Annotated in this window: 11 protein-coding genes; 7 read left to right on the forward strand and 4 right to left on the reverse strand. The window is 46.0% G+C overall.

Annotated features, from left to right (window positions below):
• Positions 1 to 5: 5 nt before the first annotated feature.
• The gene (locus M2134_RS07975; protein WP_280751800.1) at positions 6 to 1,451 is read right to left on the reverse strand and encodes a LamG-like jellyroll fold domain-containing protein; all 1,446 of its coding nucleotides are present in this window, start codon (positions 1,449 to 1,451) and stop codon (positions 6 to 8) included.
• 485 nt (positions 1,452 to 1,936) lie between these two features.
• Positions 1,937 to 6,088, reverse strand: coding sequence for a two-component regulator propeller domain-containing protein (locus M2134_RS07980; RefSeq protein WP_348525038.1), 4,152 nt, complete (start codon positions 6,086 to 6,088; stop codon positions 1,937 to 1,939).
• 278 nt (positions 6,089 to 6,366) lie between these two features.
• On the opposite strand from M2134_RS07980, the gene M2134_RS07985 reads away from it, so the two are divergent.
• From M2134_RS07985 to M2134_RS08015, 7 genes are all read left to right on the forward strand, one after another.
• Positions 6,367 to 8,469, forward strand: coding sequence for an alpha-L-arabinofuranosidase C-terminal domain-containing protein (locus tag M2134_RS07985; RefSeq protein ID WP_280751798.1), 2,103 nt, complete (start codon positions 6,367 to 6,369; stop codon positions 8,467 to 8,469).
• Between the two features lie 54 nt (positions 8,470 to 8,523).
• A complete protein-coding gene (locus M2134_RS07990) occupies positions 8,524 to 10,002 on the forward strand; it encodes an arabinan endo-1,5-alpha-L-arabinosidase (protein WP_280751797.1) in 1,479 nt (492 codons plus the stop codon).
• A 31-nt stretch (positions 10,003 to 10,033) separates the two neighbouring features.
• A complete protein-coding gene (locus M2134_RS07995) occupies positions 10,034 to 11,611 on the forward strand; it encodes an alpha-L-arabinofuranosidase C-terminal domain-containing protein (protein ID WP_280751796.1) in 1,578 nt (525 codons plus the stop codon).
• 216 nt (positions 11,612 to 11,827) lie between these two features.
• Positions 11,828 to 13,759: a family 43 glycosylhydrolase gene (locus M2134_RS08000; protein WP_280751795.1), complete on the forward strand. Its 1,932-nt coding sequence runs from the start codon at positions 11,828 to 11,830 to the stop codon at positions 13,757 to 13,759.
• Between the two features lie 133 nt (positions 13,760 to 13,892).
• On the forward strand, positions 13,893 to 15,275 hold the full coding sequence (locus tag M2134_RS08005) for a family 43 glycosylhydrolase (protein WP_280751794.1): 1,383 nt from the start codon (positions 13,893 to 13,895) through the stop codon (positions 15,273 to 15,275).
• 34 nt (positions 15,276 to 15,309) lie between these two features.
• Positions 15,310 to 17,862 (forward strand): glycosyl hydrolase 115 family protein, encoded by a 2,553-nt coding sequence (locus M2134_RS08010; RefSeq protein WP_280751793.1) that lies wholly within the window; start codon positions 15,310 to 15,312, stop codon positions 17,860 to 17,862.
• Positions 17,863 to 17,898: 36 nt separating this feature from the next.
• Positions 17,899 to 21,567: a glycosyl hydrolase family 65 protein gene (locus M2134_RS08015; protein ID WP_280751792.1), complete on the forward strand. Its 3,669-nt coding sequence runs from the start codon at positions 17,899 to 17,901 to the stop codon at positions 21,565 to 21,567.
• A gap of 4 nt (positions 21,568 to 21,571) precedes the next feature.
• Here M2134_RS08015 and M2134_RS08020 read toward each other — a convergent pair whose 3' ends face one another.
• Together M2134_RS08020 and M2134_RS08025 are read right to left on the reverse strand one after the other, a co-directional pair.
• Positions 21,572 to 22,468, reverse strand: a complete 897-nt coding sequence (locus tag M2134_RS08020) for a PmoA family protein (RefSeq protein WP_280751791.1) — start codon at positions 22,466 to 22,468, stop codon at positions 21,572 to 21,574.
• Between the two features lie 447 nt (positions 22,469 to 22,915).
• Positions 22,916 to 24,946, reverse strand: coding sequence for a RagB/SusD family nutrient uptake outer membrane protein (locus M2134_RS08025; RefSeq protein ID WP_280751790.1), 2,031 nt, complete (start codon positions 24,944 to 24,946; stop codon positions 22,916 to 22,918).
• Between the last annotated feature and the right edge of the window lie 12 nt (positions 24,947 to 24,958).

Raw genomic sequence — 24,958 nt, forward strand, 5'->3', positions numbered from 1 at the left:
TAGATTTATTTATTTTTTATAATACTGGATATCTGATTTGGAGTCAACTCGAAATCATAAATAGCAAGATCGTCAAACATAAATCCGGGATCCGGGTCACCCCATGTCCAAGCCTGGTTTCCTCCCAAACAGATATAGGTATAGGCAGATCCGTGTTCAAACAGTCCGGCGAAGCTCTGTCCTTCCGCATTGCCGTTGATCTCCCATTCGTTGATCAATACTCCGTCGAAATACACCTTAGCTGATTTTTCAGTCATCGTAGCTATATAATGGTGCCATTTCTTGTCGGCCAGCCAATCGGTTGCATTATGTAAAACCTTATTTGCGCCGGCTACATTCTGGGCATCCGTGAAGTCACACCATCCATTGTTGTTGATCATCAATACGCCCCGGTATTGCAAAGCAAACATCGGTGCTCCGTTTCCACCTTCCGGCGCTTTGTTATAGGCTGTCAATAGCGGCGACCACATATAAACAGGGGAATCACCCGCCTCTTTTGCATTCACCCACATACTGATCGACATTTCTTTGGTTTCAGTCGAGTGAGATAATACACCCGATGGCAACAAGAGATAATTCTGGCGCATGCCTCCTGTTACATTTTTAAATACCTGTCCGAATCCGGGATCATCCACCGTGACGAGGCTACCACCTCCGATAATCGTAGCCGTACCCAGATCATCAAACGTATTCATGTAGACAGGCGGTCTGCTTACCGGCGGTTTCACAACCGGCACGTTTATCTCTTTCGCGGTCACTTTATTGCGGTAAACCTTTAAGTCTTTCAATTTGATTGCTTCAGGAGGGGTACTACTGTCATACCCCAGGTAAAGATGAGTAGACGACATCATAAAGTCTTTTACATTGACGAAATCGAAGTCGGTCGATACATAGTCGGTCGCCTCCTTGCCATCAACATAGATTGTATACCCATCGACATGGACAATCACCGCCAGGTAATGCCATTCGTCCGGCGTCAACAACGCCGAAATACCCGGATCAGAAGAGAAGTTTCCGGCAGCGGATTGAAAAGCAATACTTCCGTTGCCTTTAATGGACAAAGCGGACTGATTGTCTTCGCCTGTCAAGGAGATCAAAGTGCCCTTTTCATTCTCCCGACCTACATTCAACCAAAAGGTAAAAGAACCTCCCAATTGAAGATTCGCATTGAGAAGAGGACTGGCCAAACGCATATATCCTCCTTCCAAACTTAATACATTGGTAAGATAATCATCGTAAACGATTTCCGGAACATTCCCTTCGGGATAAGCAAACAGCTCAGCGTCAACATCCTCCAACGTGTCAAATGCATGATTGCTTAATAGTTGCAGTTTGGGATAGACTTGATTCCCGGAAGGGGGATCCCATTCTCCCCACTTATGGCATGAGGAGAGAAAGAAAACTGTCATTACCGTTGTCAATACAAACAACGGCCACCTTCTTGTCTTCATAATAATACTTTGTTTTAGGTTATTGAAAAAAATAAATGTAATTTATACACTGCAAACATACGAGGTCGCTTTTCAAAGGAGGAGGATTATTGTATTTACAAAGAGGATAATCGAGCAATTTCCCATTTTAGCTTATTCGAATCACAAATCAACATCTACTCACTAAACGCTTCGGAAAGGCCTCCTCCCCTACCACATTTCCCCAATTGCTTCTGATCCTTCGGGAAGCGAATGTTATTTGCTCTGCGCCTACGGCTAAGCGATCTCCGATTGTTAAAATGAAAGATTTTAAGCAAAACGACGTTTTTAATTACAATCCGGTATGTTAAAAAGTGTTTCCCCCGGGAGTTTGTCAAAAAAGTCCCGCCTTTTTGCGCGCAAAGTCCCGCAAAAATTACAAATCGTAAGTTGGAGTTTTCGAAGAAAAGGGGTGAATTTAACTTTTATAAACAATTCAAAAAAGGGGTCATATGGCCGGTTCCCCGTCACTCATCGTCTATTTCCCGTGTGTGTTCCATCAGCTCTGTCGGGGTTACATTAAAACGCTTAACAAAGCAACGGGTAAAATATTTGGGGTCATTGAATCCTACCTCGTAGGCTATTTCCGATATGTTCATTTTCTTAGTAATTCTGTTTACTTCGATCAACTCACGCGCAACATTCAACCGGTAATTACGGATGAATTGTCCCAGCGACTGTCCCGTCAACGTTTGCAGTTTCTTATTCAACAGACTTTTACTGACTCCCATGGATTTAACGAACTCAGCTGATTCGTATGATGGGTTCTTATAGTTTTCCTGTACGACGGAAAGGGCTTTATTGATAAATTTCTCATCCCGCGATTCTTCGACCATCTGCAGTTCGCGCACATCCATATTCTGGGCAAACCGACTATGGTAGCGGCTTCTGTTCTCAAGGATATTATTAATCCGGGTTAATAACAGTTCGTCGTTAAACGGTTTTGACAAGAAGGAGTCAACTCCCATCTTGTAGCTTTCAATGCGGGATTCCTGTGATGTTTTAGCCGTAAGCATCAAGAATGGAATATGAGAGGTAGTAAAGTTTTTCTTCACCCTCCGCGAGAGTTCCACCCCATCCATAACTGGCATCATCAGGTCGCTGACGATGAAATCGACATTGTTTGCCTTCAACAGTTCGAGTGCTTCTTCGCCATTCCCTGCTTCGATCACATTATACTGCTCTATCAGGATAGAACGGATAAAGCTTCGCATATCCTGGTTATCTTCTACGACCAACAAGGTCAGCTTCCCGGGTATAAAAGAGGAGATAGGCTGATCCTCCTTTTCTTCCGGGAACAGCGGTTTCCCGGCGACGATTTCCTGTTGTCCGGGAGACGCCTCGTCGATTGGTATCACTACCCGGAAAGAGCTTCCCGCGCCTTTGTTATTGGCAGCGGAAATAGTTCCGCCCATTTGTGTAATAATACTCTTTGACAAATAGAGTCCGATGCCTGTGCCGCTTTGTCCATAAACCGGAAATTTCACCTTGTTTTTAGACTGATAGAAGCGATCGAATATATTGGAAATATCCGCCTCCGGAATACCAATGCCATTATCTCTGACAGCTATATACAGGCGCTTTCCTGAGCGATCGTTCAAAATTGCCGCATAAAGCGATATGGTGCCCCCATCCGGTGTGAACTTGATCGCATTTGACAACAAATTGGTGATGACCTTTTGCATCGCATCCTGATCAAACGCCCTTTCGTCTGTATCGATACGCATATATTGCCTAAGTGTTATCTTCCTGCCTTCCGCCAAAACGGCAAACGGGGAAATAAGGGTAGATATGAAGTGTCTGAAATTTCCTTTCGTTTTCACAATCTGCAACTTGCCGGATTCCACCTTGCGGAAATCCATTATTTGATTGACTAATGAAAGCAGGTATTTCGCATTGCGCTCGACAAAGCTGAGTTGTTCGATCACTAAGGGGTTGTGACTCAGCTTAAGGGCACGCTCGATGGGACCTGTAATCAGGGTGACGGGGGTGCGGAATTCATGCGTAATGCTTGTGAAGAAAGAGATCTTATCGGCCGTTAGCTCCTGTACCTTTTCGGACATTTCAATCAGTTGCGTTTTCTGCCGCGTAATTTCATCATTCTGATGTTTCAGCATCTCGTTTTGATGGGATAATTCGCCTGCCTGAACTTCCAATAACTGCTTCTGTTCCCTGAGTTCATGCGTTCTTTCGTCTACAATTTTGTGCAAGTGCTGTTTTTGTTTTTGCAGTATATCAATACGTCGTATATAGATATACACAATCAGGCATATCACACTTATCATCAAAAGGGATATAAACCAGGGGGTTTTATAGAAAAAGGGGGTAACGATCACCTGGACTTTGGTTACGGGGGGGTCTACTTCTTCGTCATCAATCGAGTATTTCACCTCAAAAACATAATCTCCGGCAGGCAAATTCGTATAATTGGCAAAACGGCGGTCGGCAGGCACCTCGATCCAATGCGGATCAAATCCGACTAAGCGGTAACTATAACGGGCTGTTACCGGCGAATCGAAGTTTAATGCCGCAAATTCTAACGAGAAAGACTTATCACTTTCATGCAGGTGTATGGCTTTTACGGTAGAGATATCCCTGTCGATATATTTCTTTCCGGGTTTTATACGCTGGTTCATAACGCTCAATTCGGTCAGGGTCACTTTCGTATTATGCGTTCTTAAAGTCTGTGTTTTGGGATCGATCGCTGCCAAACCTTTTATGCCACCAAAATAAAGCATACCGCTTTGAGAGGCTAAAGCACCATTCCAGTAAAACTTATTATCCATCAAGCCATTGTTGCTTGTGTAATTTGTAAAACTATTCGCCGCAAGATCAAAACAGGATATCCCGTAATTGGTATTTATCCATAGGCGCTTACGATCATCTTCCAAAATCCCCCGGACATTATTACTTATCAGTCCATGGTGATTATTGTAATTAATAAAATGGCCTATGGTTCCGTCTTCATTAGGAATATGCTTAAACAGACCATTGCCATTGCTTCCCAACCACAAGGTATTATCAGAGGCCAGAAACAGGTAACAAATATATTCCCTCAACCGGGAGGTCGGGTCGTCCAGTTTGTATTTCAGATGGGAATGCCGGAATTTATCATTCTTTCGTGAATGTAGGTCAAAAACAAAAACACCATACATTGTTCCCATCCACAACAGGCCGTTTGGGTCGATAATCACGCCTGATACACAGTGTATCTGATCCGATAATTGTTCGTCATAAAAGGGATTATACAACCGGTCTGTCTTGAAATCATAATAGTAAAGCCCCTCGTCTGCGCCAATCCACATAAGGTCGTTGATAGGATCATAACATAACGAAGCAACGAAGCCAAGATGAAACCCCGGATTATGCCAGGGAGCAAAATACTTAACCGCGGGCATTCCAGGACGTTCCGGGTCGAAAACGGTGATTCCTCCTCCCCAGGTGCCAACCCAAAGCTGGTTTCGGTTGTCTTTAACGATTTCGCTTACGGAATTATGGCTCAAGCCACTGTTCGCTGTTGTATAATGAATAAAACGTTCGCTTCCCTTTTCTTTCCGGTTTATACCGCCTTCGACCGTACCAACCCACAAGGTCTCCTTTTCATCTTCATATATCGCATTTACCGGATTAGGCGATAAACTGTGCGGATCATACTTCTCATAGACATAGTTTTTTATCGACAAACTCTTGGGCGTTATTTTATTCAATCCACCCGACTCCGTACCAATCCATACGATATCACCGTCTGCCATCATGCAATTAATGAAGTTCGAGTTCAATCCTTTCTCCGGACTTTCGGTATCCAGCATGATTTGTTCAAAGTCATCGGTAATCGGATTATAGACATTGAATCCCCGATAGGTGCTTACCAATAACTGGTTTTCTCTATTCAGCGCCAGGTCTGTGATGAAAGTCTGTGTTAATCCCCTTTGAGTTCCATTCGAGTAGTATGACTTAAGGCTTTCCCGATTTCTGTCATAGCGTATCAGTTCCAGGTTTGTTCCAATCCAGATCTCATTTTCTTTCCGGCAAAGCGAGCTGATCCTGATGCTTTCATTAAACTCAAGCTGGGGACTTATGGTGGTTGGATGCAACTCATCCTGGCGGGTAAACACTTTACTAACCTTATGTCCCACAGCAAGCCACACATTGCCATCGCCATCCATATCGTTTATGACCACAGGATAATCTGAAAAGCCGGTTTCAAGCGAATAACATTTTTGCAAACCACCGTTTGCGTCAAACGTTATCTTGTAGATGGTTCCGTCACAAGCAATCCAGATATTGCCTTTATTATCTTTTGTGACATACGAAACGGATTGTTGAAAAACAGCAGCAGCGGGGTCTTGTGGTTCAGCAAGTGTAACCATTTTGTCGGTAGACAAATCGAGCACATCAATCCCTTCCGTCGAGGCAATCCACAAGCGTCCGAAAGCATCTTCACAACAACCTGTAATAAAATTGCTCCTTACTTTCCCATCAGGCGTATGGATTGTATAATGTATAAACTCGTAACCATCATACCGCGAAATGCCACCTCCCCGTGTTGCCAGCCAAAGAAAACCGCGGCTGTCTTTATATATGTAATCGATGAAATCATGGAGGAGTCCGTCTTCCATAGTTATATAAGTAAAATTATTACGCGAAGTAAAAGACTCCTGCGCACGGGTCGTCGGACAAGAAAAAAGGATACAAAATAGTATGACTATGTAGGAATGTGGTCTCATGGCGATTACTTTTTGTCAAGCAAAAATATAGCTTCTATTTCAGAGTACAAATTATCCTCAAAAACAATTAGTTCCCTTTATCTGTTTGTCCTCCTTTTTTATTCGATAATCCCCCCTCCTACAAGCTATTATATTCTTCTTTGCTCATCGATTCTTAAAACACAATTATCATGAATACACAATTTTGTTATCCTTTTAGGGAAAAGATCAGGTACGCTTTCGTATCAATAGCCCTTCTGGCTGTTCATGTTAGTATGTTTGGCCAGGCAACACCAGCCAAGGATATAGAGGCAACGGTTCATCTCGAACAGACAAACGCTCCCATCCACCCTTTTATGTACGGTATGTTTACCGAGCTTCTTCATAATATGTTCGAGAATGGTATCTGGGCCGAAATGCTAAGCGACCGTAAATTCTTTTATGCAGTCGACAATTCGGAAACGTTGGAACCCCGAAACACCCGGCGGCATCAGCTACGTTGGCGACCTGTCGGAGCAGCCTCCGGCGTTACGATGGATAAAGACAATGTGTATGTCGGCAAACAATCGCCCAAGATCACACTAAACGGCGGCATCCCGAATGGCATTCAGCAAAAGGGATTGTGGCTACGCCAGGGGAAAGGCTACGAAGGACGGATTGTGTTAAGCGGAGACCCGCAGGTTAAAGTCACCGTCAGCCTTGTATGGGGAACGAAAGCCAATGAGCGAGAAAGTATTGTGATCGACAGGCTTAGTAAGGACTACAAAAAGTTCCCATTCCATTTTTATCCCAAAGGAGACACGAATGAAGGATACATCGAAATAACAGGCGAAGGAACAGGTAGCTTTAATATTGGCGCTGTGTCGTTAATGCCTGATGATAACCTGCATGGATTCAGAAAAGACATTGTTGAAATACTCAAATCGGTAGGTGCTACCATCTACCGCTGGCCGGGAGGCAATTTCTTAGCTAATTACGATTGGCGCCACGGTATTGGCGACATCGACCGCCGTCCGCCCAGGTATGACTATGCCTGGTTCACCGTAGAATCGAATGATGTAGGAACGGATGAGTTCCTGACTTTATGCGATTTGATCGACACCGAGCCCTATCTTGTGGTCAACAGCGGATTGGGAGATGCCTATTCGGCTGCCCAATGGGTGGAATATGTAAATGGAGATAAAGACACACCAATGGGAATGTGGCGTTCAGCCAACGGACATCCCGAACCTTATCAGGTGAAATACTGGGGAATCGGCAATGAAATGTATGGGGAATGGCAGATCGGTTATATGTCGAGCTGGCATTATACATTGAAACACAATTTCTTTGCGGAAGAAATGCGCGCAAAAGATCCCAACATCAAACTGATTGCCTCCGGAGCAACCATCTATGAAACCGGCACAACAGCCCGCCATCACCGCAAACCTCTTCAGATGAAACTGCCTATCGAATACCTGAGTCAGGATGACTGGACCGGGATGTTGCTAACAAACAGTCTTGAAAACATAGACTATATGGCTGAACATATTTACACCTATTTCAATGGTTATTTCGATCAGGAGAAACAAGACTGGGTTGCCGTTCGCGACACACTGGTCGATCTCGTACGCCGTACGCCTAACCGCATCAAAGGCATGATCGAATCCATGGAAGAATACCAGAAACGCATACCGGAAGTCAGAGAGAAACCAACACCTTTCTGGGTCGACGAATGGGTAGCCGGCGAAGGACGTGGCCTCAAAACAACCATTGGAGTTGCTGCTGCCTTGCATGAATTTATGCGCCATGCCGATCTTATTATGATGGGCGCCTATACCGGGTTTAACGGTTTATACAGATACAATGACGTAGATGCCGTAATCAGTACGAATGGATTACTGTTTAAACTGTTTCTGGAACACCACGGAACGCGGATGGTAAACCTGACAGGCAACTCTCCTCAACGCGAATTAACCGGCACCATTGGCGTGGATATACCGAAAGAGATATCCGGAAGCCCTACTTATCCCTTGGATGTGTTAGCCACCGTCAATGAAGACAAAACGAAACTTACCGTCTCCATTGTCAACCCGACATACACCGAACAGAAGATAAAGCTTCATTACAAAGGCGGTTCTATCGGCAAAGAGGCAACGCTCTATTCACTGGCACCAACCATCGTGACCGACGACAACTCACCGGAGCAGCCAAACAAGGTTGAGGTTGAGGTGAGTCGCAGCAAAGTCAAGCAGGAAGTAGAGGTGCCTCCTCATTCTATCCTACTATATGAGTATGACTTAACAAACAAATAAAAGGAAATCTCTTTTATGACACAGATATTATCTGTAAGGAAACACCACTATATTATGAAATACAATTTATTGATTTGGTTTTTATCGCTGTCGTTCCTCTTTTCCTGCCAGGGGAAAGAGGTGATTCCAACACCGAAAACCAATCCTTGGCCGGACAATTACGAATCTATTTCCAGCATGGAGCACTATCAGTCGTGGGGCACATACAACCTACACGACCCGGCATGTAAAAAGTTGGGTGATTACTATTATATGTATTCCACCGATGCCATTTACGCAGAGAATAAACAGGAAGCCATTGCGAAAGGAGTCCCTATCGGCTATATACAAATGCGCCGTTCCAAAGACCTGGTTCATTGGGATTTCCTGGGCTGGGCTTTCCCGGAAATACCGGCCGAAGCATCGGAATGGGTGAAGGGTAATTCGGGAGGAAAAGGAGCAACCAATATCTGGGCACCTTATATCATTCCATACAATGACGTGTATCGGTTGTATTATTGTGTTTCCGCTTTCGGCCTGCCCAATTCCTATATTGGTCTTGCCGAGTCGAACTCTCCCGAAGGGCCATGGACGCTGAAAGGCTGCGTCGTAAAGACCAATTGGGATAGCGAAAAGAATGCCATCGATCCCAGTGTGATCGTAGATGCAGAAACAGGCAAATGGTGGATGCATTACGGCTCGTACTTCGGGGGATTGTTCTGTGTGGAGCTCGATCCTGAAACAGGCCTGACAAAGGTCGAAGGCGATCAGGGGCACTTGACAGTCCGAAGAGCAAACTTCCTGAAAGACAACCTGGAGGCTCCGGAGATCATCTATCACCCCGATTTGAAAGAGTATTTCCTCTTTGTCTCTTACGACCCGTTGATGACCACCTATAACATACGGGTAGGAAGAAGCCAAACGCCCGACGGCCCCTTTTATGATTTCAATGGAAAGGATATGCGTGATACAATCAATAACTTCCCTATACTGACCGCCCCGTATCGTTTTAACAACCATCCCGGATGGGCCGGCACAGGACATTGTGGGGTCGTCGAGGAGAATGGACGCTATTTCATGTTCCACCAGGGACGCCTTTCACCCCAGAACCAGCAGATGGTGCTTCATGCCCGGGAGGTTTTCTTCAATTCCGACGGCTGGCCGGTCGTCTCTCCGGAGAGATATGCCGCCACCCCTTCCCGATCATTGCGGGAAAAAGACCTGATCGGTGAATGGGAGGTGATACATATCATAGAGCCTTTGCATGAACGTCAGCTCGAAGCCGGACAAATCCTGTGGGGGGAAGACCAATTAGCGAACGAAGAATGGAACACCTCTTTCATCCTCACTATAGAAGAGGCCAATCAGCTGAAAGAGGGAGGCGAATGGCAGTTCACAGAAGCGAAACAAACCCTCCGGATCGAACAGGGCGAAAACCTGTTCAGCGAACTATTCGTCTTTGCCGGACAAGACTGGGAGAATGAATCTGAAACCATTCTCTTCACCGGGCTTGACCAAAATGGACGTTCTTTCTGGGGCAAAAGGGTGAAATAATAAAAGATTCCAACAATAAACAGTAAATAAAATGATCAGATTTAAAAAAATCAATCTCTTATTCTTTATTTTTCTCATGGCTGGCAGCTCATTCGTGTTTGCCGGTAATAAAAAACAACAAGCAACAGAAACAGTAAGCAACCGCGTATCACGCCTGGAAAATCGTGAAAAGATCAAATACAATCCGATGATTTTCGGACAGTTCATCGAACACTTCGACAATCAGATCTATGGAGGCATTTACGATCCCGGATCCAGGTTTTCCGATGAGGATGGCTTCCGGATCGATGTGATGGATGCATTGAAAGAATTGAAAATGCCCATCATCCGCTGGCCGGGCGGATGTTTTGTCTCCACTTATCACTGGCTGGACGGAGTCGGGCCAGAACGGACGCCTGTTTACGACAAAACCTGGCAGGTGGAGGATCCCAACACATTCGGAACAGACGAGTTCATCAAATGGTGCCGGAAGGTTGGCACGGAGCCCTATATCTGCACAAACGCAGGGACAGGCACCCCCGAAGAGATGAGCGACTGGGTGGAATATTGCAACCTGACAGTAGGCAAATTCGGACGGATGCGGGCAAATAACGGACACCCCGAACCCTACGATGTGAAATACTGGAGCGTGGGCAACGAAAACTGGGGTGGCCACGAATTGGGTGCCAGAACCGTTGAAGAATGGGGACCGATGGTTCGGGAGTCGGCCAAGCTAATGCGCAGTGTGACGAAGGATCTGAAACTCTTTGCCGCGGCTACTTCGAATAAAGACTGGACCATGCCGCTACTGAAAGCTGCCGGTCAACACCTGGACTATATTTCGGTGCATGGTTATTGGGATCCGGCATTTCATGTCAATAACATATCTCCCTACCTGGAGTGTATGATGCGGACAGAGAGACCGGAAGAAGATATTCAGAGAACCATCAGGATATTGGAAGAGGCCGGGTTTGCCGACCGGATAAAAATTGCCTACGACGAATGGAACCTGCGCAACTGGCATCATCCCTGGCATGGCGATTTCCGACGCGGATTTGAGTTGGAGGCCCGTCGTAAGAACGACATTCAATCCACCTACACCATGGCGGACGCCCTCTTCTCGGCCTGCTTCCTGAACTCCTGCCTGCGCAATGCCGACTATGTCGAAATAGCCTGTTTCTCTCCGGTAGTCAATACACGCGGTGCTATTTTCGTGCATCCCGAAGGTATCCTGAAGAGAACCACATTTCACACTCTCTATATGTATGCCAACTGGTTGGAAGAATATATAGTTCCTGTGGAAAGCTCCGTGGAAAAGCTCACTTCCGGCAACAATTCGACAAATGTATTGGATGTAATCCTCACCTCCGATGAAGCGGGCAAACGATATGTGTACGCGATTGTCAACAAAGACCCCAAACGCGACATCGACTTAAGACTCGATTTTGAAGGCCTTGGAAAGAAAGCCCCCAAAACATTGAGCGGACAGGTGTTAAGCGGAAAAAGCCCGGACGATTATAATGATATTGGTGCAGAAAACAGGGTCGTTCCCGAAAAGAAGAATTTTAAGGTGAAGAATGGGGCGGTCACGCTTCCTCCTCACTCGCTGACCTTTATTACTGTTGAATAAGTATTTCTAAAAATTCAACCTTTAGTAATTGGGGCGCCCACTATGAGGGCGCTCCAATTCCGCGATAGAACTTTGTTTCATTTAGCAAGCAAACCGAAGTATAAACAAAAAAATCGAAATCACCACTTTTTGCCTATCTTTACCGGCTGTTGAAATCCATTGCGACGAATGGTGTTTATTCTTACTTATCTTAATTAAATTATTACTATCCGCATTATGAAAAGAATTATTATTTCATGCCTTTGTTTGACAGCTATTATTCTGTTTCCAGCATTTGCTCAAGAGAAAACACCGGGTAACAAACCGGAAGGTTACCTCTTTGCCTATTTTGAAGGGAAGGGGGCCGATCAGGAGCAACTTCGTTTCGCCGTCAGTCAGGATGCGACCAACTGGTTTGCCCTAAACGGGAATCGGCCAATTATTCCATCCAGCGAGATATCACAAACCGGCGGCATCCGCGATCCGCATATCCTCCGGGGAGAGGATGGTAAGTCTTTCTATATGGTTGCCACCGATATGTTTACCATAAAAAATGGTTGGGATACTAATCCGGGCATCATCCTGATGAAATCCGACAATTTGTTGGATTGGAGTCATAGCGTGATCGACCTGGCCAAACTATACCCGAAGAAGTTCGGAGATGTCAAATGGGTATGGGCACCGCAGACGATCTATGATCCCAAGGCAAAAAAGTATTTGGTTTATTTCACCGTTCGTTTGCATGGCAACAACAAACTCGATTTCTACTCCGCCTATGCGAACAAAGATTTCACTGGGTTTGAGAAGGAGCCGAAATTGATGTTCAGCCCTAAGTACGGTGGTATCGATGGTGATATTATCTATAAAGACGGACTGTATCATTTCTTTTTCAAAGGTAATACGAAGGATGAAAAAGGGAGAGAATTCAAGAACGGCATCCAGCAGGCCACAAGCAAATCCCTGCAAGGTCCCTGGAAAGAGGATTTCAAATACCTGGATGTTTACGCCGACTCTACAACAGTCGTAGAGGGATCCAGCGTTTTCAAACTGAACAACTCGGAAGAATATGTATTGATGTACGACCTATATGCCAATGGACGATATGAGTTCCAACGCTCCACTGATTTATTCAACTTCACACAGCAGACGGAATCGTTTACCAAGAACTTCCACCCTCGTCATGGTAGTGTGATCAGTATCAGCCGGAAAGAGGCGCGTCGTTTGCATGAAAAATGGGGCGGTGTGCCGGGAAGCCTATTGCAACCCGTAGAGCAAGGTGATCTTTATCATTTCACCAACAAGGGAAATCCTCTGTTGACCCATCATTACACGGCTGATCCGGCTGCTATGGTTATGGGCGATACGCTCTGGCTTTATGCCGGGCATGATTTTGCCGGTGGACAAAGAGGCTATCGGATGAAAGACTGGTTGATCTTTTCCACTACCGATATGCAGCACTGGACGGAATATCCTGTTCCTATGAAAATAACCGATTTCTCCTGGGCGAAGAGCGGCGATGCCTATGCGGCTCATACCGTAGAACGCAACGGGAAATACTATTGGTATATCAGCACCAACTGGTCGGGCATCGGCGTTGCTGTATCCGATCGTCCGGAAGGTCCTTTCAAAGATGCCTTGGGAAAACCGCTTCTGACCAACGAAGATTGCTTCGCCTCCCGACATGCGTGGGCCTGCATCGATCCGGCTATTTTCATTGACGACGATGGGCAGGCCTGGATATTCTGGGGCAATGGACAATGTTACTATGCCAAGCTAAAAGAGAATATGATTGAGATCGATGGGGATGTGAAACAGATTGATTTCGAAGACTTCCGCTTTACGGAAGCTCCATGGATCCATAAATACAATGGAAAATACTACCTGAGCTATGCCACCGAGTTTCCGGAAAAGATAGCTTATGCCACAGCCGATCGTATCGAAGGGCCTTATACATACAGAGGTATCCTCAATGAGATAGCCGGCAACAGCAACACCAATCATCAGGCGATCGTTGAATTTAAAGGTGAATGGTATTTCATCTACCACAACGGAGCCATCAATGATAACGGAGGCAGTTATAGCCGTTCGATATGTATCGACCGACTGCACCATAATGCCGACGGATCCTTGAAGCGTATCATTATGACAACGGAAGGGGTGGCTCGTTAAAAAAGAACAGGTAACATAGAAAAAGATAAATGGTAAATCGTTCATGAACGATTTACCATCTTTTTTGCATCATTTCTCATCGTTTATTCTTTTGATCCCTATTACTTTTGTAGCTCATCTTTATTTAATAGCCATGAAACATCCTCTTTTTCCTATTATCAGTCTGTTTTTACTCTTTGCATTCACCTCCTGTCAAAAACAGGCAAATGCCATACATAACGGCATTCCCTGGTTTGACGATCGGGGAAATATAGTGAACGCGCATGGAGCTTGCCTTGTTGAAGACAACGGGCGTTATTACCTGTTTGGAGAATACAAATCGAATGGCGTAAACGCCTTCTTTGGCTTTAGCTGTTATTCGTCGGATGATCTGGTTCATTGGACATTTGAAAGGGTCGCGTTGGGCGTTCAACCCGACGGCTTACTCGGCCCTCAACGGATCGGCGAACGGGTGAAAGTAATGAAATGCCCGACGACCGGTGAATACGTCATGTATATGCATTGTGATGATATGAAATACACAGATCCGCATATAGGCTACGCCACCAGCCCGACAATCAACGGGGAATACACCTTCCACGGTCCTCTTCTGCATGAAGGCGAGCCCATCCGCCGTTGGGATATGGGCACGTTCCAGGATACAGACGGTACGGGCTATCTGCTTATCCACCACGGCATCATATATCGATTGAGCGACGATTATCGTTCTGCAGCAGCAATCGCGGCAAAAGATATTAAAGAAGCAGGTGAATCACCTACTATACTAAAAAAAGGAGGCATCTATTATTTACTCTCCTCCAACCTGACCAGCTGGGAACGAAACGACAACAAATATCACACAGCCACCCAGATGGAGGGTCCCTGGACATTGCAAGGATTGTTTTGCCCGGAAGGCACATTGACGCACAACTCGCAATGCTCTTTCGTATTACCGGTTGTTCGCGGGAATGATACTATCCACATGTATATGGGCGACCGCTGGTCGTTCCCCAATCAGTCGGATGCCGCCACCCAGGTATGGATGCCTATGCAGGCCGAAGGGCATACACTGTCTATTCCTGCATATTGGGAGGCCTGGGACTTCCAATCGCTTCAAAAGGTTGATCCGTTAATCGGAGGAAAGAAAATAGATAAAAAGAAATATGTTTTTGCCCGGAAGGAAGACTGGAGAGTGAATGAAAAGCAAGTTGCTTCAAATGTAAAAGACAGCTACCTGGAGGTATCATTCAAGGGGAGACGGTTTGCGCTTGTTGGAGAATCGAATCCAACAGGAGGATATGCGAAAGTATATATACTGGATGAAAAAGGGCAAACGGTTCATGCCTCATTAGTTGATTTTTACAGCAAAGTAAGTGACCAGGCCATACGCTTTATGAGTCCGCAACTCCCTGAAGGGAAATACACGGCACGCGTAGAGATAACGGGCATCATTCCGGAATGGTTTAAGAAAAACGGCGATCGGTTTGGAAGCAGCGACTGCTTTGTGACGATTAGCGATGTGGTTTTCTTCGACTGATCCGTCTTATTTCTATAACATAAATTTAATCCGCATGAAAAAAATAGTAGGAATCTGCTTTCTCTTTATTGCTTTGCAAAATAGTCTCTCCGCGAACAATTTTCCCCTGATCAAAAACAACACGGGGGCTAAAGTCTATTATACCGGTAGCGAACAGGTGGTCAAAACCGCCATTGACATGCTTTTGAGTGACTCCAAGCTGGTGTGTAAACAGCCTTTTTCCCTGACAGATCAAGTGGAAGATCAAACGATCGTTGTCGGTATACCCGAACAGGACGCACAGTTCCGCGAGTTATTGGAACGCTATAAGATTGATTACAAAGACGTCTCCGGCCAATGGGAAGCCTATAAAATCACTACTATAGAGGCAAACGGAAAGAATTATCTGTTTGTGATCGGCAGTGATGCCCGGGGAACGGCTTATGGTTTGCTCGAACTCTCCCGCCGGATAGGCGTCACCCCGTGGGTATGGTGGGCCGATGTGGTGCCGAAAAAAAAGAGCGATGTAACGTTTACAGCCGACAACAAAGTATACGCTCCTTCGGTTCAATACCGGGGTATCTTCCTCAACGATGAAGACTGGGCTTTGATGCCCTGGGGTACACGCACCTTCGAACCTACTCCCCGAAAGGGTGCCATTGGCCCCAAGACCTATGCAAAGATATTCGAACTCCTGCTTCGCCTGCGGGCCAATACGATCTGGCCGGCAATGCACGAATGTACGATTCCTTTCTTTTTTGTAGATGGCAATAAGGAGGCGGCAGAGAAATACGGTATTGTGTTAAGTACCTCCCATGCCGAACCGATGATGCGCACCAATACCGGCGAGTGGAACAATCAGGAACGGGGAGCATTCAACTTCCTGGCAAACAAAGAACAGGTCCTCTCCTACTGGGAAGAACGCGTAAAGCAGCTGACACAGACGGAAAACATCTATACGATCGGCATGCGAGGCATCCATGACGGACGTATGCAGGGGGTGAACAGCCTGGATGATGAAACAGAAGTATTACACAAAGTAATTGAAGAGCAGCGCACGATGCTCAAACGTCATAATCCGAATAAGGCCATATCGGCAATTCCCCAAATATTCGTCCCCTATAAAGAGGTATTAAAGGCATACGACAACGGCCTCAAACTGCCGGAAGACGTAACACTGGTATGGTGTGACGACAACCATGGGTACATCATGCGCCTGAGCAATCCCGAAGAGCAGAAACGCTCCGGCGGCGGAGGGGTCTACTATCATGTCTCCTATTGGGGCAAGCCGCACGACTATTTGTGGCTCGGATCGACCCAGCCCGGCCTGATCTATACGGAGATGAAGCGCGCCTGGGACAACGGTGCCCGTCGCCTTTGGATCTTGAATGTGGGGGATATCAAACCGAATGAATACCTGACTGAGTTCTTCTTAGATATGGCATGGAATATTGATTCTTTCTCCGGCAACACGATTCACGCCCATCGACAAAACTGGATAAAGAATACGTTTAACGGGAACGCGTCAGACGATATCGACCGGATTCTGGAAAACTATTACCTCCTGGCAGGACACCGCAAGCCGGAACATATGGCCTGGAACCGGGTGGAAGACTATGCGCTTCGAGCCACAGGATACGGAAGCAGTAATCAGCCTGTCAAAGAATCGGAACTATCACCCATTGCCTTTGGCGATGAGATGGAACGACGCATCGGGGCGTACGAAGAGATTGCGCGTTTGTCGACCCGGGTTTACGAGAAAGAGATTCCGCAAGAACTGAAACCTGCCTATTACCAATTGGTTCATTATCCGGTGTTAGGCAGTGCGGCGATGAACCGCAAGATCCTTTATGCCCAGAAGTCACGCCTCTATGCCGAACAGGACGTAGAGCTTGCGGCTTATTATGCCCGGTTGGCTACCGATGCCTACAACGAAATCGCCGCCTTGGATTACTGCTATAACAAAGATATGCTGAATGGCAAATGGGATTTGATGATGGATATGAAACCGCGCGATTTGCCGGTATTTCAAAAGCCAGTCCTTCCGGAACTACCGGCCAGCGCTTTCCAAAACAATAGAACACCCCATATACCATCGGTTCGTCCTTTGGTGGAAACGGCAGGCACGCCGCAGGAGGGCGATCGCATGATTGCCTTAAGAGCTTGCGATTTTGTGAACGATATCCAACTAGAGACCATCGAAAGTCTCGGCCATAGCGGGAAGTCAGTGCGCCTACCTAGGGCAAAAAAGATCCATGTAAAGCAGCCTCACCTGGAGTATAAAGTAAATACGATAAATAGTGGAGACGTAAAGATCAAGATCGGCCGTATACCAATGCATCCGGTGCATGGCAACACGGAAATGCGTTTCGCCGTTGTTATCGATAAGCAGAAACCACTGATCATCTCTTCCAACGCAGAGTTTTTGTCTGAGAAATGGGCAGAGAATGCCTTACGCAACCAGTCTTTGACTATCTTAGAGGCCCATATCCCGGAACCGGGCGAACACACGATCCGCATCTATGCGCTCGACGAAGAACTGGTGTTCGACCAATTGATGCTGGATTTCGACTTGGAAAGAAAACATTACCTGATTCCTACTAAATAGAAGAGGAAAACATTATATATATAAAGAAGAACAAATATGAAAAGACACTTCACATTAGCTATCATCGCTGCTTTGTTCTTGTCTTCTCCGGCAGGCGGACAAGACAAGGCATCACGTCAACAGGAGATTCAAACAATCGAATTGAACGGCCAGGCCGGAGGAAAACGTTTCGATGGAGTCGGATTGGTTAACGGTGGAGGAGCCACTTCTGTTCTTCTCAAGGATTATCCGGAACCACAGCGAAGCCAGATTCTCGACATGGTCTACAAACCCATGTTCGGAGCATCCGTCAGTGCGTTGTTCGTGGAGATACCCGGCGACGGCAATTCAACACAAGGCTCCATGCCTAGTCATATGCACACACGGGACGACCTGAATTATTCGCGCGGCTACACCTGGTGGATACTTCGTGAAGCCCAAAAGCGCAATCCCAACCTGACGCTCGACGGTACCGCCTGGAGCGCTCCGGGATGGATTGGAGACGGCACGTTCTGGTCGCAGGATGCTGCCGACTACTATGTAAAATGGCTGGAAGGGCTTCGCGATGTGTATGGGCTGGAGTTTACTGCCATCGGTTGCCGCAATGAGAAAGGGGCGAGTTACGATTTCGCGAAACTATTCCGGAAAACGCTTAATGACAATGGCTTTGAGCATATCAAACTGCATGCGTTTGACCATTGGCCTAAAGGGAAATTAGACTTTGTAAAAGATATGCTTACCGACAAAGAGCTTAGCGACGCGATCGATATTATCGGAGGACATGTCTTTTATGAAGGTGACCCCGTATCAGAAGAGGAGAAAGAGATGGCGGAGAAGCTTGGGAAACCCATCTGGAACACGGAAGATCATGTGTACAAAAAGGGATTCGACTGCCTGATCAGTTTAGTAGAATGTTTCAACAATAACTATATCCGTAACGGAGCCACGAAGATTGTGAACTGGTATGACATCGCCGGCATTTACCCACTCGAACCCTATTCGGAAGATCCTCCCACGGTATTGGCCTATCAACCCTGGAGTGGCCATTACAAAGTCCGTCAGGCCTTGTGGGGATATGCCCATTACGGACAATTCTCCCAAATCGGTTGGGAATACCTCAACGGGGCATGCACGGCGTTGACAGGAGGAGGCAGCCTGGTTACCCTGAAGTCGCCATCGAACGATTACAGTATCATGATCGAAACCAAAGAGGCCAAAGCCCCGCAGCAACTTCGTTTTCATCTATCGGGCGAACTGCCTGCGAAAACCCTCTGTGTATGGAGCAGTAACGAAAAAGAACAGTTTGTCCGGCAAGCGGATATTACACCGGTGAACAATAGTTTCACCATCACATTAGAACAGCAAACCGTCTATTCCATTTCTACCACCACCGGTCAACAGAAAGGTTCTTTCGAAAATATTCCCGAACCGAAACCTTTCCCATTCCCTTATTATGAAACATTCGAGCCATACACCTCACCGGAACAGTGGGGCTATCTGCCTCGCTACATGGCCGACATATACGGAACGTTTGAACTTGTCGACCGTCCCGACAGTGAAGGAAAATGCCTGCGCCAGGTAGTAGGCGTGCCTCCCATTTCCTGGGCACCGGGGTGGAAACCCTACAGCATTATAGGCGATGAGAACTGGCAGGATTATGAAGTCAGTGCCGATATCTACCTCCATCCCGGCGATGCCGCGGCGCTTATGGGCCGTGTCAATCATGTAGGCACAGGATATGGATTCATACCCAAAGGCTATTACCTGCAACTCGAAGAGAATGGAAATTGCAGTCTGGTGGTTGTCCGGGGTAAAATAAACAAGAAAGAACTGGTGGGTGACGCCGAACAACAGGCCATCATCAAGAGCGGAAAAGACGAAGGCGAAGGAGGCGAGAAAGTGCTTGCCACAATTCAACTCCCTAACGTGAAAGCCCAACAATGGTATAACTTGAAACTCCGATTCGAAGGATCTTCCATGACGGGATTCATCGATGGCAAACAGGTATTACAGGCAACCGATTCTCTCTATGAAAAAGGCATGGCCGGAATCTTAACCGGTGCAGAAAAAGAGAGATTGAGTACACCCTATTTTGATAATCTATTGATTAACGAAGTAAATGGGAAAACGCCACAGCCTTCCAAAGCTGGAAAAGGGCAAAGTCCTATCTATGAAAAGGGAAACCATGCTAAGGATCACATCGTCTTAAACCCGGCTGATTTCCGGTTTTACATCGAAAAGTTCAACAAAAATGATGACGAACTCCATCCTCAGTATATTCCCAATCAAAACGCCTGGGAGTTTCTGGAGAAGAACATCCCGTTTTTCGAGTGTCCCGATAAAGAGATTGAAACGACCTATTATTTTCGTTGGTGGACCTTCCGCAAGCATATAAAACAAACGCCAACCGGCTTTATCATTTCAGAGTTCCTGCCTTCGGTCTATTGGGCAGGGAAATACAATTCGATATCCTGTGCGGCAGGGCATCATTTTTATGAAGGACGTTGGTTGAAGAACAATGAATTTCTGCATGCGTATGCCAAATTCTGGTTTACCGAAGGAAATCCGCGCATGTATAGCTTTTGGGCCGCAAACGCCTTGTGGGAGTATTTTAATGTAACACAAGATTCGGTTGCGTTGGAATTGTTACCCGATTTAATCACCAACTACCAGGCATGGGAAAAGGGTTGGCAGCATCATGGCCACTTTATCGGAAGAAACAGCGACGGCTTATTCAGCACATACGACGACCGCGATGCCATGGAAATGCAAATTGGCGGAAGCGGCAAACGACCGACAATCAACTCGTATATGTATGGCGATGCCATGGCCATTGCTAAGATGGCAGAGAAGCTTGGTCAAAAAGAGATTCAAACAACCTATCGCTTGAAAGCAGATACAATTAAAAACCTGGTTTTGAAAAGACTGTGGGACAAAAAAGCCACGTTCTTCAAAACACGCTCGGAGAAAGACGATCAATGGGTTGATGTCAGGGAACAGCATGGTTATACTCCCTGGTATTTCAATCTGCCGACCGAAGGGAAAGGCTATGAAAAGGCCTGGGAATATATCAAACGGAATGACGGATTTAACGCCCCCTATGGTCTGACAACAGCCGAACAATCTCATCCCCGGTTTATCATCACTTACAAAGGACACGAATGTCAATGGAACGGCCCGGTCTGGCCCTACTCCACCTCTGTTACATTGACCGCGCTTGCCAATCTGTTGAATAACTACGAACAGGACGTTGTAACCAAAGCGGATTATTACGAACCGTTTGTGAAATACAGCCTCTCGCATAGAATCGTAGATGAAGAAGGTAATATCCTCCCCTGGATTGATGAAAATCAGAACCCATATACAGGCGATTGGATTTCGCGCACACGTCTGAAAACCTGGAAAGAGGGCACCTGGTCGGATGAAAAAGGAGGCGTCGAACGAGGAAAAGACTACAACCATTCGACCTATTGCGACAACCTTATCTCCGGATTGGTAGGCATCCGGACGCAGGATGACAATTCGCTTGTTGTCAACCCCCTGATTCCCGACAAGGCTTGGGATTGGTTCTGCCTGGACGGCTTGAATTATAAAGGAAAAACCATCACCGTATTATACGACCGGGAAGGCACAAAATACGGAAAAGGACGTGGCTTGATGGTCTTTGTCGATGGCGAAATGAAAGCGCAAAGCGAAGCCATCGGGAAATTGAAAGTGGAATTATAAAGCATTATTCATGCGTATATTTTTGAAACTTGCCCGCTATATCGGCATCCGTATGCGTGCCTTTATGCACCAATACCCGATAGCGTAGTTTAATTGTCTCACCCTTCGACAGATTCGTCGCCTTGTCGTCGGCCGGCCAATACATGGGGGTGGGTGATATAAAACCATAGTCGCGCGTAAACCAGGGCGAAGGATACCACCTGTTCGACGGATGCTGCATAATAGCGATCCCCTCTACGCCCGTTTTCCGTTCACCATAGCAGTCGATCCAGGCGGAAGCAACGCCAAAAGTCCCTTTTTCTCCCTGATTTCCTTCCGAATCGATCATCACACCTCCCTGTGTGACCGAAAGATCCGCATCGATACGGGCGCTAAACAATGAATGATTGGTTTTCTGAATAGTCACATCCATCAGCATTTCCATCTCCACCTCAAAATCCAACTGATACAACTCCTTGGACGGAGAAGATATAATGATCCGGCGACGATCAATAACAGGTGCTTCGGCATCGGGGCGTTTCCAGATACATTCATCTTCGATCACTACCCGCTTGCCTTTAGCCTCGATAATACGAGCGCCAACAGAAATAATACGTCCGCGATCGAGCCCTTCCTGCCAGTAGTTACCGCCATTCACCCGGTCGCACCCGAAGAAGAGAGAACTATGATGCGGGTATTGCCCATTGCGCATAGAGGTGACGCCGGCACCCGAGGTCGGCCCATTCACCGGGAAAAAGAAAGGATATTTCTCGTTCTCCGCAAAGTGATAACTGGTAAAAAACTGATTCCCCACACTCACATCTATCCGATCGCCCACCTGCACAGCCGACAGAGTCCTGTTTTGCCCATAACTACCGCAAACAACCAATAAAGCGATCCCAATCAATAGTATTCTTTTCATATTCTATTTATTAAAATAAACAAATCATCTGACAACCGAGCTACTTTGGGGCTGGATTGTCCCCAGTAATAATATCCTTTGCCGTCATCATCAATGAAAACAGCAGGATCAATTTGATTAGCCCCTTTGGATACGTCCGTCACTAAAAACGCGGGCTTCCGGGTTGGCATTATAGACTCCCGGAAATGATATTGGATTCTGCGCATAAACAGATAGAGTATGTAAAAGACATACTATTCCAATGATCTTTTTCAAGTTTTTCATATGTATTTATTGTTTTGCTTCATACTATAGGAAGCTGTTTTATGTGATTAAAATAGTTTTTTTTAAAAAGGAATCCCCGTAAAGATAGAGAAAATTTGGAAGAATAGAGTATATATACTAAAACCATTCCGGAATACTCCGGAATGGTTTTCTTAAAGAATCTATTCCCTTTTTATCTTAATATTACTTTTCTGCTGTTTCATTGGCTCTCATCGGCCAATAAGGATTCTGATAAAGGGGCGACTGTTCCGGGCTTGTTCCGTCGGGTGAAGTGATCAGAAACTCATCTGCTTTGATCGGATCTAGATAATGTGCCATCTTCCATTCAAAACCATTGTAACATCTCTGTGTTACCGTACGCTGGTAAGGACGAATATATTCGCTCTTTTCTTTCGGAGAAACATTCGCCTTATCAGAGCCGTCGGCCAGCAAATCGTCATACCACCCTTCCATAGGAGTATTCCATAAGTGCATACCTTCCGGTATATACGGTTTTGTTAGCATCTGATCCATGGATCTCCAACGACACAGATCCATATAGCGGATCCCTTCCGACAAGTATTCACTACGACGTTCGCGACGGATATTATAAAGCGTGGCATCTGAAAGAATATTTCCTCCGGAATAGGCTCCCCAGTCATTTTCAGCCTCTTTACTCATTACCGTCGCGGCTATTGTCTTATCGATATCGTCGCTCACATTAGCGCGACGGCGAATAATCTGCCAATATTCACGAGCTGTGGCATTCAGGGCACCTTCTTTCTCATAACTGGCCTCCATATAGTTCAACAAAGCTTCCACCGCCCGATAAACCGGGAAAGCTATATACCCCTTGTTTTGGATATAATACTTACTATCGAAAGCTCCTCCTTTACGCAAAGCATAGCCTGTGGTATAGCGACGCTGGTCATAACCGATCGTGATTTCCGGATTAGGCTCTTCGAAGTTAATATTGAGACCGGTTTGCGATTCTACTAAAATATTCTTTTGTCCGCCTACCTTCAGAAAAAGAGACAAACGGGAATCCCGGTTGACCACCACGTCGGCCACCGTTTGATCGCCTTTGTAATATCCATCACCTTCCATATAAGAACCATGCGCATAGACAGGTGTTCCATCTTCCATCAAAAAGTTTTGTACATAAGCGCGGGTTACACCTACCCCCCAATTACTTTGGTTTGCTGCCAAAGCAATGTCATTACCGAGTACATCTTTGGCATAATCACGCCATAACAACACCTCTGCGTAACCCGACAAGTCTTCGGAAGCAAACATATCGTAATAGGGATTAGCCGGTGCTGTGGCCTCTTGTTGCAGGATACCCGTATTGGTAGTCAACTTATTTTTATATTTCTCAGCCACCTCTTTGGAAGCCGACATGGCTATATCCAGAAAATAATTGATCTCATTATCAATATTCCCACTGGGAAATTGGTAATTGGCATTGTAATCCTTTGATTTACCCGGCCAGCCTTCGCCGTTAGGCACAAATGCCGTTCCTTTGAAATACTTCAACCAGGTAGCTTCAAAAAGAGCTACGCGGGACTTCAATAACAAAGCCACATCACGGTTAATACGAACAGTTGCCAAATCAACATCCGACATAAATAAGGCAGCTGAGTCCAGATCATTCAATATGAAACGAGCCACTTCGTTTCGCGGCATACGCTTACTTTGCTCTACCAGTTGATCAAAATCATCCGTCAATGGTTCTGTTATAATAGGAAAATCACCAAATTTCTGATACCGTTTAAAATATTCCAACGCGCGTAAGAAGTACATTTCTCCGATATAATGCTTAATGGAAGATACTTGGCCATTGATTGTATTTTCCGAACCGTCCATATTTGAGCCAAAACGTGCCAGGGCATAAGGGAAAAAGAAATTGATACGATAGATATTTCCAAAACTCCAATCTCCACCGCTCTGGGAAACTTTCAGATCCGTAGACGTATACCGGCTGGCAGGAGTCAGTCCAACCTGATTATCGGTACCGGCATCATTCGCATAGAAACCATAGGAGTTGCCTGAACTGGCAGGAAGGATCCTCGGATAAATATCATTCACATAGGCCTGTACCTGGGACGCATCGGCAAAAAACTGCTCAGGAGCCACATTCGACAGAGGCTCTCTGTCTAAAAAGTCTTCGCAGGAGACAAACACTCCACAGAGAGCTATAATTAAGACTATTTTATTAACTATTTTTGTTTTCATTTTCTTCGTGTT

It is taken from the genome of Parabacteroides sp. PM6-13 (assembly GCF_029892605.1).
Taxonomy (GTDB): Bacteria; Bacteroidota; Bacteroidia; order Bacteroidales; family Tannerellaceae; genus QVMG01.